The following is a 13,728-nucleotide window of genomic DNA, read 5'->3' as shown; positions in this document are numbered from 1 at the left end:
CTGCTGGATTTTTAAAACATCCTTTTATGAGCCGGTACGCGTTAGATGCGTGCTTCCGGGTGGGATGCACTGGGGCTTGAGTGGATGGACGCCTTGGCTGAAAAGCTAGGTCTGGCAGCACCGGTATTGCCATGGCATACCGACCGTTACCCTATCCATGCGCTGGGCACGGCGCTGGATGCCGTAGCGGGCGCTGCCGAGAAACTGGCCTTGGATGTATCGCTTCTCACCCAGACTGAAGTAGGCGAGGTGGCCGAGCCTTCAGCACCGGGGATGGGCGAGTCCTCCTCGATGCCCCATAAGCGAAACCCGGTGCGCAGTGCGCTGACCTGGGGCTTGACGCTGGGTCTGGTGTGGGCGGCGGTGCTAGCGGCAAGCCCCTGGCAGTCCAGCCGTTATCTGATGGCGCGCAATGAACACGTAGTGATGCGCTCGGCCATGCTTACCGCCGTGGCGCTGGCGATTTTCTACGCCTTGATGATGATGACCGGCGCGGCGATCAACCTTTACGATTCAGGGCTTGATCCTGAACGCTCCATGATCTGGGTGGCGCTCAACATACTGCCGACCTGGCTTGGCGTGGTCATTTTGACCGGCGTGTTCGCCGCGGGGCTGTCGTCCTGCTCGACGTTTCTGTCGATCATAGGCTTTAGCCTTTCCAACGATATCTTGCCCGCTTCGCTGGATGAGAAATCGGCCATGCGCAAAAGCCGTATCGCAGTGCTGGCGGCGGGGTTGATCGCGCTGTTGCTGGCGCTATTCCAGCCGCCGGCGGTGATGTCGGTGGTGTGGTTTGCCGCTACGCTGTTTGCTTCCTCCTGGGGGCCGGTGGCGCTGATGAGTATCTGGAGCAAGCGCATTACCGCTGCGGGCGCTGGCTGGGGCTTAGCGGTGGGATTTGTGGGCAATGTTGCGATCTCGATGATGATTCAGGCCGAGTGGCTTAGCCTACCGGTGCATCTGCACCCGGTGCTGCTGAGCACGCTGATGGCGCTTGTGGCGATTGTGCTGGCCTCTCGTGTAACCCGCGTTACCCAGGCCGAAAAAGTCTACCAGGCGTTTCTGCATGAGTTTGATGCCCAGGCCGTCAGCGGCTGGATGACGGGTACGCGTTTGATTGCGCTCTGCACCATGCTGTCCGGTGTGGCCATCGGAATATTCCTGTGGCAGCAGTATGCGGTGACGCTGGCTGGGTTTGCCACTCAGTTTAATGTGGATGCCAGTGCCGTGCAGGGCGGCTACGCCCTGGCGATTGGCTGTGGCAGCATGTTATTGATGGCTGGGGCAGTGGGCTTCTGGGTGGTTCGCCCTCGCCAGCAGAAGGCATTAGCCGCGCGCATGACCAGCTAGTCGGGGAAGCCATTCATCGGCTGTCAGGCTTAACCGCTCGCCCATTGGGCGGGCGGTTATCTTTTTTGCCAACCGGGAGACAATGTAATGCAGCTAAGTCCTTACCAACGCGGTCCTTACCAACGCGGTCTGCTTATGGTGATACTGGGCGTGGTGTTTCTCAGCTTCGACGGCCTGCTGATCCGCCTGGCGGATACCGATGGGTGGACCATCGTTTTTTGGCGCGGCTTTCTGATGTTCAGCGTGCTGGGGCTGTTGTGCCTGGTAGGCAACCGGCTGGTCAGGCTGCGCGCTAATCCGTTCTCGTCGCTGGTCTCGGCAATACTGCTGGGGCTGATTTCAGCGCTTTTCGTGCTCGCGGTGATGAACGCCAGCGTGGCTAACGTGGTGGTGATTCTTAGCACTGCGCCGCTTTTCGCCGCACTGTTTTCACGGGTGTTTCTCAAAGAGCGTGTTGCCTTGCGAACGCTGGTGGCGATTGTCATCTGCATGCTGGGCATGAGCCTGGTCTTTATGGGCGAGGGCGCCACGGGGATGCTGGTGGGCAACTTGTATGCTCTGGCTGCGGCACTGGCGATCGGGGGCAATCTAACGGTGCTGCGCCGCTATCCCGATATTGACCGTATCGTGGTGATTGCCGGCGGGGGCTTGCTTTCGGCGGCCATCGCGCTGCCTTTGGCCGCGCCATTTTCGTTGGATGCTCCGCGCTACGGCGTACTCGCTGTGATGGGGCTTATCCAGATGCCGCTGGCTACCGTGCTGATCAACAGCGCCACGCGCTATCTACCGTCGACCGAGGTGGCGCTTTTCTATCTGGTGGAAACGGCGTTGGGCACGCTGTGGGTGTGGTGGTGGCTTGGCGAAGAGCCTACGGCCTCGACGCTGGCGGGTGGGGCAATGGTCATCACCGTGCTAGTGGCGCATGCGGGGATTGGCCTGCACCGGGAAAGGCAGCGTTTGCGGCTTTATCCGGGGTTTGTAGGAAAGTAAGCGGCTGTGTGAATGGTTTAAATCCGTTTGGGGCCATTAAAGCCAGATTTGGTGGGCAGCGGACTCGAGTAACTCTACGCGAGGGCGCTGTGAACCCTTCCTTGGGCGCTACTTTCGCCATCCTTGGCGAAAGACCCTCGCTACGAGTTACTCGAGACTGCCGCGTGCTTCAACGCAATCGTTACGTAAAAGAAAGCCCGCCGGTCGGCGGGCTGAAAATCACATCACTAGAAGCACTCATTACCTAGCGCAGTACCCCTTCCTCCTTGAGCAGTTTGAAGATCGCCTCGGCGCCCTGTTCTGGGGTGACATCGTTAAGCGTTTGCCCACCGCCGCCATCGGCTTTGGCGGCGGCAGCCTTGAAGCGGTCGCGCGCCGAGGAGGACTTGACGATCTTGAGCCGTTTGGGGCGTTTGCGTGCTGGCTGAATGTGCCACGTGCCCAGCGCTTCATCGATCGCGCTGGGTTCTAGGTGGATAGCTAGCTCGCCACGTTTGGCCGGGCCGAAGGCGCTCTGACGTGCTGGAGGCGCGCTACTATCCACGGTGGCAATCGCCGGCAGGCGAATGCGCAGGCGCCGGCGCTTGCCGCGGGGTAGGGCCTGAAGCACCACCGCCGTACCCTGCTCGATTTTCTCGACTGCGGCCAGGCCGGTAATGATCGGCCAGCCCAGCGCCTCTGCCAGCAGGTAAGGCGTTATGCCCGAGGCCTCGCCGGTTTCAGCGCGGGTGCCGGTCAGCACCAGTTGCGCAGCGCTTGCGCGCAGCGCTTTGGCCAGCGCAGGTATTACATCGGCCTGGGGTTTTTGTTCGATCAAGTCGACAGAGTCGATACCCATGCCGAGATAGCCGCGGATGGCCTCTTCGTTTTCACTATCCTGCTGGCCTGCATGCAGCAGGCTGACCGAAGCGCTTTGCAGGGTCAGGGCCATTTCCACGGCGCGGGCGTCCTGATCTGAGCGGCGGGCTCGCGCGGTCAGCGGATGGCGACCTACTGAGACCAGCACGGTAACGTTTAATCCGCTCGGTGTGGATGATTTGGCATTTGTGTTACTGACATCATGCGGCATCGCGGTTCTCCTGCTGCTCGGCGCGGTACTGCTCGACGCGTTTCACTAGTGCGGCGAGCACGGCGCTGGCATCGCCGATCACGGCAAGATCAGCGCGCTTGACCATGTCGCAGCCTTCGTCGAGGTTGACGGCCACGACCTTGTCGCAGCTCTGAATGCCCTGAAGGTGCTGGATGGCGCCGGAGATTCCAATCGCCACGTAGACGCGGGCAGATACCCAGGTGCCGGTGGCGCCTACCTGGCGATCCCGCGGCATAAAGCCGTCGTCCACCGCCACGCGTGACGCGCCCTTGGTGGCGCCGAGTACGTCGGCAGCGTGGTGATAGCTGTCCCAATCCTTGACGCCGTTACCGGCGGACAGAATGAATTCAGCTTCAGCGAGCGACACGCTGGCCGGGTCAACCGCCACTTCGCCCATATCCTCGATACGTCCGAGCACATCGGGAAGGCCTTGGGAAAGCGCGATCGGCTCCGCCGCGTGGCGGGTCTCGCTGACCGGGTCGGCGCACTCGGCCAGGGCCAGCACGATACGGGGCAGGCTGCGGGTAATATCGCTTCTACCCGCTGCACCACGCGCGGTACAGCGCCAGCCGGTCGCGCTTTCAGCGTCTGCCTCGACCTGCCAGACCTGAGCGGCCGGGCGCTCGCCAAGCCGTGCAGCGAGGCGTCGGCCCAGCTCACCGCCGACGCTTGAGTCGGGCAGTAGCCAGTAGCGGGGCGCCATTTCACGATCAACGCCTTGCAGGGTGGCGACGCTAAGCTCAGGCAGATAGCCCGAGAAGCGCTCACCTTCCAGATGCATTAGCCGGTCAATGCCCGCCTCATCAAAGGCGGTTTCTTTATGCTCGCCAAACACGATCGCCAGCACGGCGCCGGGTTGGGCCGGGTCAGCGTCGGCCAGCTGGCGGGCAAGCCCCAGCAAATCACGGTCGTGAGATGAAAGACGCCCGCCGGCCATATCGGGCACCACCGCCACCATAAACGCTGGCGCATCGATAACCACGTGCCGTCGTGCATCCTTGGCCTCAGTACTGCGCCCCGGCGCCTGGGCTGCCTGCTGGGCGCCGCTGCGATCGATACGCCGAATGCCGTTGGGGCCTATAAAACCGACCGCGTGGGGGTTACGGCGCATCACGCCGTTGGGCCCCATCCATTCACTGGCCACCGCGCCGCCACCCAGTTCGGCCAGCACCTCAAGGTGCTGCGGGTGCAGACGGTTACGGGCGATCCACGCTTTGCGAGGGTCGCGACGAACAAGCTCGCTCATGGCGTTGCCTCCAGGACGGTGCGCGATGCTGCTGGCGCGGGCTTACTTTGGGTCGCCTTGTCGTCAGGCGTTTTGATGATCAACGCATCGGCGACCAGCTCGGCAATATCCTTGATGTCAGCACGGGGCTCAACAACGCCTTCAAGCATGGCAGTACACTGCGGGCAGCCCACCGCAACCAGGTCAGCACCGGTTTCGCGAACATCTTCCATACGCATATCGGGGATACGCTGTTTGCCGGGGATATCGGTGATTGGTGCGCCGCCACCACCGCCGCAGCAGCGCGAGCGGTAGCCGGAGCGGGCCATCTCTTTTACTTCAATGCCGAGTGCACGGAGTACGTCCCGAGGGGCTTCGTACTCGCCGTTGTAGCGGCCGAGATAACACGGGTCATGGTAGGTCACGCTGCCGCCTTTCCAGGCCTTGAAGGTGAGCTTGTCAGCGAGTACCAGCTCGTTGATATAGGTGCTGTGGTGCTGCACATGATAATCAGCAGGTGTCTCCGGCGTTCCAAGTTCCCCATACTCGTTTTTCAGCACGTGGAAACTGTGCGGGTCGCAGGTAACGATGCGCGAAAAGCGATACTGGGCAAGCGTTCTGATATTGCGTTTGGCCAGGCTCTGGAAGGTGGCTTCATCGCCCAGGCGCCTTGCCACGTCGCCGCTGTCGCGCTCCTCGGTACCCAGTACGGCAAAATCCACGTTCGCGGCACGCAGCACACTGATAAAGGCGCGCAGGGTGCGCTGGTTGCGCATGTCGAACACGCCGTCGCCCAACCACAGCAGCACTTCGGCTTCGCGCTTGTCGGCCATCAGCGGCAGGTTGAGATCCGCCGCCCAGTGCAGGCGCGAATCCGGATCAAAGCCGCCCGGGTTATCTGTGGCGATCAGGTTATCCAGCACCTCCGCGCCCTTGTTGGGCGTGTTGCCGTGCTCAAGCGTTAGAAAGCGGCGCATATCGACGATGGCATCCACATGCTCGATCATCATCGGACACTCTTCTACGCAGGCGCGGCAGGTGGTGCAGGACCACAGTGTTTCGGCATCCACCAGCGCGCCGCCCGCACGGTCCACAATCGGCCCGTGAGGCGTACCAGCATGCTCGCCCACCGGCTTGCCGGGGTAAGGGGAGCCTGCGTAGTTGGCATCGCTGCCGCCGGCCATGCCGACCACCATATCCTGAATCAACTTCTTGGGGTTAAGCGGCTGGCCAGCGGCAAAAGCCGGACAAACGGCTTCACAGCGCCCGCACTGGACGCAGGCATCGAAACCTAAAAGCTGGTTCCAGGTGAAGTCGGCCGGCACTTCGACGCCCAGTTTTGTCCGGTCGTCATCAAGCGCCAGCGGCTTGAGGCCGGTTGACCGGTGCTCCCCTCCAGCGCGATTTGAAAAGCGCTCCGGGCGACGATGGAAGGCCAGGTGCAGGGCGCCAGCAAAGGCGTGCTTCATCGGTCCGCCCCAGGTCATGCCGAAGAACATCTCGCCCAGGCCCCAGACGATGACCGCGGCCAGCACTAAGGCCGCGATCCAGCCCGCGCCGCTCTGGAAAATGCCTTCAGGCAGAATACCCGCGGTGGGCAGGGTGACTACGAACATGCCGATGGAAAATGCCATCAGGCTCTTGGGCAGACGCATCCACGGGCCCTTGGAGAGCCGTGAGGGCGGCGGGCTGCGCCGCTTGGCGACCAGCAGGCTGCCTATGAACATGCTGATGGTGGCGGCTAGCAGAACCCAGGCAAGAATCGTGCTGTCCAGGCCAAAGCCGTGAACCACGATAGCCAGTAACGCGGCCAGCACAAAACCGCCGGCAGTGGCCACGTGGGTGTGTGAAATGTACTTGTCCCGCTCGACGACGTGGTGCAGGTCTACCAGGTAGCGCCTGGGAACCTGCATTAGGCCGCTGATAGTTGGTACAGGAGAGGGCCGCCCCTGGCGCCACAGGCGCACCCGGCGCACGGCACCGATGGCGGCAAGCGCGAGCGCAGAAAACAGCAGAATCGGCAGAAGGGTATCAAGCATGGCGTCTCTCCTCTCAGAGACACCGTAAGTACAAAACGTCATGAGCCGTGCGGCCCATGACGTTCAGCTTACAGCGTTATTGTCAGAAGTCCTTGCAAAGCCGCAGCGCGTCATAAATAGCAGCGTGCGTGTTGCGTGGCGCGGTGCAGTCACCCAGGCGGAACAGCGCGAAACCATCACCGGTTTCTTGTAGGCAGGGCTGGGGCTTGATCGCGTAGAGCGCTTCGAGATCCATCTGGCCCTTGTTACGCGACTGCTCCTTGAGGCTGTAATAGAGTGCTTCATCCGGGCGAACGCCGTTTTCGACCACCACCTGATCCACCACTCGCTCTTCCAGCGCGCCGGTGTACTCGTTTTCGAGCACTGCGACTAGCGAATCGCCTTCGCGGTAGACCTTATGCAGGGCGAGATCCGAGGTCATGATGACTTCTTTGTCGTACAGGCTGCGGTAGTAAGTGGGGAAAGTCGTGCCCCCTACCGCCGCACCTGGCTTGATATCGTCGGTAACGATCTCGACTTTTGATCCTTTGTCGGCCAGGTAGTCCGCCGCGGAAACCCCGGAAAACTCGCAGATGGTGTCAAAGATCAGCACGTTTTTGCCTGGTGCCACCGTACCGTTGAGAATATCCCAGGTACTGACCACAAGGCTCTTGTCTTTATCGCTGTCGTAACCCCATTCCGGCACCTGCGAAAGGAACGGTTGCCCGCCGGTGGCCAGAATCACTACATCCGGACGCAGGTCCTGGATGGTCGCCTCATCGGCCCTGGTGCCCAGACGCTGATCCACCTCAAGACGGTTGAGCTCCAACTGATACCAGCGCGTGATACCGGCAATCTGGTCACGTTGGGGCGCTTTGGATGCGATGGTGATCTGGCCGCCGATCTGCTCACTGGCTTCAAACAGGGTAACGTCGTGGCCGCGCTCGGCGCACACGCGGGCGGCTTCCATACCCGCCGGGCCGCCGCCCACGACGACCACCTTGCGTTTGGGACCTTCGCTCTTCTCGATGATATGCGGCAGGCCCATGTACTCGCGTGAGGTGGCGGCGTTCTGGATGCACAGCACGTCGAGGCCCTGATACTGGCGGTCGATGCAGTAGTTGGCGCCTACGCACTGCTTGATCTGGTCAATCTGGCCCATCTTGATCTTGGCGATCAGGTGTGGGTCGGCGATATGGGCGCGGGTCATGCCGACCAGATCCACATAGCCGCCTTCCAGAATGCGCTGCGCCTGGTTGGGGTCCTTGATGTTCTGAGCGTGAATGACCGGAACGTTGACCACTTCCTTGATGCCGGATGCCAGATGCAAGAAGGGCTCCGGCGGAAATGACATGTTGGGAATGACGTTGGCTAAGGTGTTGTGGGTATCGCAGCCCGAGCCAACCACGCCGAAGTAATCGACCATGCCGGTGGCGTCGTAATACGCGGCGATCTTTTTCATGTCCTCGTGGGTCAGGCCGTCCGGGTGGAACTCGTCGCCGGTGATACGCATGCCCACCACGAAGTCGTTGCCCACTTCAGCACGCACCGCCTTGAGTACTTCCATGCCAAAGCGCATGCGGTTCTCAAAGCTTCCGCCCCACTCGTCGGTACGCTTGTTGACGCGCGGGCTCCAGAACTGGTCGATCAAATGCTGGTGCACGGCGGACAGCTCGACGCCATCCAGCCCGCCTTCCTTCGCCCGGCGTGCCGCTTGGGTGAAGTCATAAATGATGCGGTGAATTTCTTCAACTTCAATGGTTTTACAGGTCGAACGGTGAACCGGCTCGCGGATGCCCGATGGTGACACCAGTGTTGCCCAGTCGTAACCATCCCAACGTGAGCGACGGCCCATGTGGGTAATCTGAATCATGATCTTGCCACCGTGCTTGTGCACGGCATCCGCCAGATTCTGAAAGTGCGGGATGATGCGGTCGGTGGAGAGGTTGACCGAGCTCCACCAGCCCTGGGGGCTATCGATAGAAACAATCGACGAGCCGCCACAGATGCACAGACCACAGCCGCCCTTGGCTTTCTCTTCGTAGTATTTGACGTAGCGCTCGGTGGTCATGCCGCCGTCGGTGGCGTAGACCTCGGCGTGGGCCGTGCTGACCACGCGGTTGCGGATGGTCTGGCTGCCGATCTGGATCGGCTTGAAAAGTGCTTCGAATGCCATGACGACACTCCTCAGTGCTTGGGCGTGACAACAAACAGGCCGTGCTCACAGCCCTCTTCGGCGCCGCTTTGGGTCTGCTCGGCAACCGTACGCATCTCGCTTCCCCGCGCCGCCAGAATCTGGTCCATGGCCCCGGCGAACCAGCCGGTGAACATGTACTCGATCTTGCGGTTCACTTTGCCCATCTGGTACACGAACGCGCTGTGCTCAAGACGCACGCGAGCGGTACCCGCATCCAGGTCGATGTCTTCGGTGATGAACAGGCCCCAGCCGCGCTGGGAGAGGCGTTTCATGTAGTGCTCGAACACGTCCACGCCTTCAAGCCCGTGGAGCTCGGCCTCTTTCTCGCACCAGTGCCAGGCGCTCTTGTAGCCGGCGTGATAGAGAATCTCGGCGTATTTTTCGGCGCCCAACGCTTCCTCAACCGCCATGTGGTTGTTGACGAAAAAGTGGCGCGGAACGTACAGCATCGGCAGGGCATCGGTCGTCCAGATACCGGTTTCGCTGTCGACGTCAATCGGGAGTTCGGGGGCGGTTGTGGTCACGGTCGTATTCCTTACACTTATATTTATTTGAAAGACATTGAGTTATTCAAAGGCTTCCAGGGTCTTGTCGAACGGTAGTGCAGGCGCTTATTCGCCCCACACGTCCTTCAGAGTGCGCACCCAGTTCTCGCCCATGATCTTTCTCACCTGGGATTCACTCATGCCACGCTTCAAGAGCGCTTCTGTCAGGTTGGGGAATTCGCCGATGGTACGGATGCCTTCCGGGTTGATGATCTTGCCGAAACTGGTCAGGCGGCGGGCGTAGCCCTTGTCATGGGTCAGCCATTCGAAGAAGTTCTGATCATGGCCCTGGGTGAAGTCGGTGCCGATACCGATGGCGTCTTCACCCACGATGTTCATGATGTACTCAATCGCCTCAACGTAGTCGTCGATGGTCGAATCAACGCCCTTCTTGAGGAAAGGGGTGAACATGGTGACGCCGACAAAGCCGCCGTGGTCGGCGATAAATTTGAGTTCTGCATCGGACTTGTTGCGCGGGTGCTCTTTAAGCCCGGAGGGCAGGCAGTGGGAATAGCACACCGGCTTTTTGGATTCGAGAATGACTTCTTCAGACGTCTTGGCGCCGACGTGGGAAAGATCGCACAGCATGCCTACGCGGTTCATCTCGGCAACGATCTCGCGGCCAAAGCCGGAAAGCCCGCCATCACGCTCGTAGCACCCAGTACCCACCAGGTTCTGGGTGTTGTAGCACATCTGCACGATGCCTACGCCAAGCTGCTTGAAGATCTCGACGTAGCCGATCTGGTCTTCAAAGGCGTGGGCGTTCTGGAAGCCGAAGATGATGCCGGTCTTGCCCTCTTCCTTGGCACGCATGATGTCACGCGTAGTGCGCACCGGGCGTACCAGATCGCTGCACTCTTCCATCAGCTTGTTGGAGGCGACGATGTTATCTACCGTTGCCTTGAACCCCTCCCACACCGAGACGGTGCAGTTGGCCGCGGTCAGGCCACCACGGCGCATGTCTTCCAGAAGCTCACGGTTCCATTTGGCAATAATCAGGCCGTCAATGACGATGGCGTCTTGGTGCAATTCAGCAGGGTTCATAACGTAGCTCCAGAATTGTTTATGTAGGGAGCATAGCGTTGAGGTGGTGTCGATCTGCGCTTGGAAACGACGACGGAAATTCCAAAAGCGTCATCGTGTGAAAAGCACGTGCAGGAAACCTGGCGAGCAGCCGGGTTAAGCGGTACAAAAGAAAACGGGGAAGTCACAAAAGCAAAGAAGGTGGCGTGATATGGCAAAAGGCTTAACGAAAAAGAGCCGCCTTTTAGGCAGCTCTGATATCAACGACTAATGCTGTGTCAGCTAGTACTCTTTCAATTAGAACGTTTTCAATTAGTACGTTTTCAATTAGTACGCTTTCAGGTAAGCAACGGCACGCTGGCAAAGGTGGGTTCGCCCTGTGCATAGGCAAGCGCCAGCAAGGCGCTCGATGTCGGTTCGCTGCTTGCCGGTTCTACTCCCCAGCGTTTAAGCAAAGGGGGCGATTTTTCATATTTCTGGCGCGTATGGATGCCCAGACGTTCATCGCGCGGCGGAATACCGAAGCATTCGCGGTAGCACTTGGAAAAGTGCGGGGTTGAAACAAAGCCGCACACCGAGGCAATTTCGATGATGGATAGCGGCGTCTGTTTGAGTAGCTGACGTGCACGCAACAGACGAAGTTTCAGATAGTAGCGCGAGGGCGAGCAGTGCAGGTAGCGCTGGAACAGGCGCTCCAGCTGGCGACGGGAAACGTCGACGTAACTTGCCAGCTCGTCGAGCTCAAGCGGCTCTTCAAGGTTGGATTCCATCAGCGCGACGATTTCCAGCAGCTTGGGCTGGGTCGTGCCCAGCACGTGCTTTAACGGTACGCGCTGCTGATCCTGCTCGTTGCGCATACGCTCGTAGATGAACATTTCGGAAATGCCTGCCGAAAGCTCCTTACCATGATCGTGAGCGATCAGGTTGAGCATCATATCCAGCGGTGCCGTGCCGCCCGAGGCGGTAAACCGGTCGCGGTCGATGGAAAAAAGCCGCGTGGTCAGCACAATCTTCGGAAACGCTTCCTGAATGGACGCCAAGCATTCCCAGTGAATGCTGGTTTCGTAATGATCCAGCAGGCCCGCCTGACCCAGCGCCCAGCTACCCGTACAGATAGCGCCCAGGCGCCGTAGCTGGCGCGACTGCGCCTGCAGCCAATGCAGGTGATCGCGGCTGACACTATGCTGAGGGGCGACGCCGCCACATACCACGACCCAGTCAAGTGACAGCGGTGCATGCATTGAGGCATCAGGCGTTACATGCAGGCCGTCGCTTGCGCGAACCGGAGAGCCATCCTGAGTCAGCATGTACCAGCGGTAAAGCTCGCGCCCCGCTAGCTGGTTGGCCATGCGCAGGGGCTCAATCGCTGATGCCAGAGAGATAAGGGTGAAGTTGTCCAACAGCAGAAAACCGAGGGTTTGCGGTACGTTCGAGTGACCTACTGTGGTGGGTTTTTTTACTTGATCAATTGTCATGGTCTTTACCTCTATCACCTAAACGTCATTGGTTTTCTTTTTATTATCTGTCTATGTCGCTGGCGTCTTGTTTTGGGTCCCTGCGCTAGATACTTACTGCTTACCTGCATATTGGCACGAATGACACTTATACTGACAAAGCAATCTGAAAAGCAATTCAGCAGATGTCGCAAATAGAACACTGGAAGTCGCCACTGGGGCGATTAATGGAGATGTAAGGCGGGCATCAGTGATTAATGAAACGTTTGTTTCAAAGTTAAACGTCGTTTTAATAACTCATTGAACCCAAAGGTTTTACATTTAAAAAAACGCTATAAGCTAATAAGCTAAAGAACGTAAGGAGGCATCAATGGCCAAGTTTTTCAAGGAGTTCCGCGAGTTTGCCGTTAAAGGCAACGTGGTGGATATGGCGGTGGGGATTATTATAGGCGGCGCTTTTACACTGATCGTACAAAGCCTCGTCAAGGATGTCATGAACCCGATTATCGGCCTATTAGTGGGTGGTATTGATTTCTCCAATCTGTTTGTCGTGCTTAGTCAGGGCAGCGTTGCAGGCCCTTACCCCACCTTGGCGGCTGCTCAAGCAGCCGGAGCCGTCACCCTAAACGTTGGGCTGTTTATCAATGCAGTGGTCAGTTTCACGATTGTGGCCTTTGTGGTCTTCATGCTGGTTAGAACGATCAACCGCTTAAAGCGTGAAGAGGTGGAAGCGCCCAAAAGCCCGGTCGAGAAGCCCTGCCCGTACTGTTTCATGACCGTGCCTATCAAAGCCGTCCGGTGCGGCCACTGCACGTCCGAGCTGCCGGTGCCTACAGAGGCTGAACAGCAATCTCTCAAGGCGGCATCGCCTTAATTTTTTAATTAGGGAAGGTCTGAATAACTGCCGATATTCATCAACGCTCACTTGAGCCGACAAAAAATCGAAAATTCAGACACTCTTCTCCCGTTCTTTGTGTATTTTTGCCCCTTTCCCGCTCATTGAGCGGAAAACGGGCGCAATCGCCCTATTCCCATAGGTATTTTTCACTGATTAGCAGGTTACTGAACGCCGCCAGCAAGTGCAGGCGCTGAGTGTTTTTGGCCAGTCCACGATAGCGAGCCTTGCCATAACCAAAAACGTGTTTGATGTACCGAAAGGGGTGTTCCACCTTGGCACGGATACTGGCTTTGATTTTTTCGACTTTCTGTCGCCTGGCATCTAGCTGCTTGCGGGTGCCAGGCCGTTTGGCAATATACCAAGAGACATCGTTGCGGTGCTTGTGCTCGTCTCGTTTTTGAATACCAAGGTAACCGGCATCACCGAAGACGCGTTGCTCTTCACCGTGAAGGAGCTTATCGGCAGGCACAATGTCATGGACATTGGCAGCCGTGGTCTCAATGCTGTGAATCAACCCAAGCTTATCGTCGACACCTATGTGCATTTTCATGCCAAAGTGCCAAGAGCTACCTTTTTTAGTTTGGTGCATTTGCGGATCGCGCTCGCCTTTTTTGTTTTTGGTGGAACTAGGCGCAGAGATGATAGTGGCATCGACAATGCTCCCTTCGCGCAGCATCAGGCCATTTTTCTCCAGGTGGTTGTTCACTTCCTGGAACAGCACCTTGCCAAGGCCGTGGCGTTCCAGAAAATGGCGAAACTTGAGGATCGTGGTTTCGTCCGGCAATCGGTCCAGTTTCAAACCGGCGAATTGGCGCATGGACTCGATCTCGTAGAGGGCGTCTTCCATGGCCGGATCGCTCAGGTTGTAAAACAACTGCATGCAATGGACGCGGAGCATGGCAGACAATTGATACGGAGGCCGCCCGCTCTCGCCCTTA

Annotated in this window: 11 protein-coding genes; 3 read left to right on the top strand and 8 right to left on the bottom strand. The window is 58.8% G+C overall.

Annotated elements, in window-relative coordinates; all coding sequences use genetic code 11:
* Positions 1-45 precede the first annotated feature (45 nt).
* Both ACT3XD_RS16260 and ACT3XD_RS16255 read left to right on the top strand, forming a co-directional pair.
* The gene (locus ACT3XD_RS16260) at positions 46-1,350 is read left to right on the top strand and encodes a sodium:solute symporter family transporter (protein WP_441676105.1); all 1,305 of its coding nucleotides are present in this window, start codon (positions 46-48) and stop codon (positions 1,348-1,350) included.
* Between the two features lie 87 nt (positions 1,351-1,437).
* The gene (locus ACT3XD_RS16255) at positions 1,438-2,340 is read left to right on the top strand and encodes a DMT family transporter (protein ID WP_193092589.1); all 903 of its coding nucleotides are present in this window, start codon (positions 1,438-1,440) and stop codon (positions 2,338-2,340) included.
* 244 nt (positions 2,341-2,584) lie between these two features.
* Here the strand turns inward: ACT3XD_RS16255 and etfB are convergent, their stop codons facing one another.
* From etfB to ACT3XD_RS16220, 7 genes are all read right to left on the bottom strand, one after another.
* Entirely contained in the window at positions 2,585-3,409 is an 825-nt protein-coding gene (gene etfB, locus ACT3XD_RS16250) for an electron transfer flavoprotein subunit beta (protein WP_193092588.1), read from the bottom strand.
* Positions 3,399-4,676 (bottom strand): electron transfer flavoprotein subunit alpha, encoded by a 1,278-nt coding sequence (etfA, locus tag ACT3XD_RS16245; RefSeq protein ID WP_193092587.1) that lies wholly within the window; start codon positions 4,674-4,676, stop codon positions 3,399-3,401. The genes etfB and etfA overlap by 11 nt, the downstream gene beginning before the upstream one ends.
* Complete coding sequence (locus tag ACT3XD_RS16240) at positions 4,673-6,694, bottom strand: (Fe-S)-binding protein (protein WP_193092586.1); 2,022 nt, start codon at positions 6,692-6,694, stop codon at positions 4,673-4,675. The genes etfA and ACT3XD_RS16240 overlap by 4 nt, the downstream gene beginning before the upstream one ends.
* 82 nt (positions 6,695-6,776) lie before the next feature.
* Positions 6,777-8,849 (bottom strand): dimethylglycine demethylation protein DgcA, encoded by a 2,073-nt coding sequence (dgcA, locus tag ACT3XD_RS16235; protein ID WP_193092585.1) that lies wholly within the window; start codon positions 8,847-8,849, stop codon positions 6,777-6,779.
* Between the two features lie 11 nt (positions 8,850-8,860).
* Entirely contained in the window at positions 8,861-9,394 is a 534-nt protein-coding gene (locus tag ACT3XD_RS16230) for a DUF5943 domain-containing protein (protein WP_193092584.1), read from the bottom strand.
* 87 nt (positions 9,395-9,481) lie between these two features.
* Positions 9,482-10,459, bottom strand: coding sequence for a dipeptidase (locus tag ACT3XD_RS16225; protein WP_193092583.1), 978 nt, complete (start codon positions 10,457-10,459; stop codon positions 9,482-9,484).
* 317 nt (positions 10,460-10,776) lie between these two features.
* A complete protein-coding gene (locus ACT3XD_RS16220; RefSeq protein WP_193092582.1) occupies positions 10,777-11,913 on the bottom strand; it encodes a GlxA family transcriptional regulator in 1,137 nt (378 codons plus the stop codon).
* A 349-nt stretch (positions 11,914-12,262) separates the two neighbouring features.
* On the opposite strand from ACT3XD_RS16220, the gene mscL reads away from it, so the two are divergent.
* Positions 12,263-12,766 carry a large-conductance mechanosensitive channel protein MscL gene (mscL, locus tag ACT3XD_RS16215; RefSeq protein ID WP_193092581.1) on the top strand — a complete coding sequence of 168 codons (504 nt, stop codon included), beginning with the start codon at positions 12,263-12,265 and terminating at the stop codon, positions 12,764-12,766.
* Positions 12,767-12,917: 151 nt separating this feature from the next.
* On the opposite strand, the gene ACT3XD_RS16210 is transcribed toward mscL, so the two are convergent.
* A partial coding sequence (locus tag ACT3XD_RS16210) for an IS5 family transposase (RefSeq protein WP_444280613.1) occupies positions 12,918-13,728 on the bottom strand: 811 nt, incomplete at its 5' end.

The organism is Halomonas sp. AOP7-B1-5, assembly GCF_052353045.1.
In the GTDB taxonomy this organism is placed as follows: domain Bacteria; phylum Pseudomonadota; class Gammaproteobacteria; order Pseudomonadales; family Halomonadaceae; genus Vreelandella; species Vreelandella colorata.
Note: the sequence above shows the minus strand (reverse complement) of the source record. Positions and strands in the feature narration are given on the sequence as shown.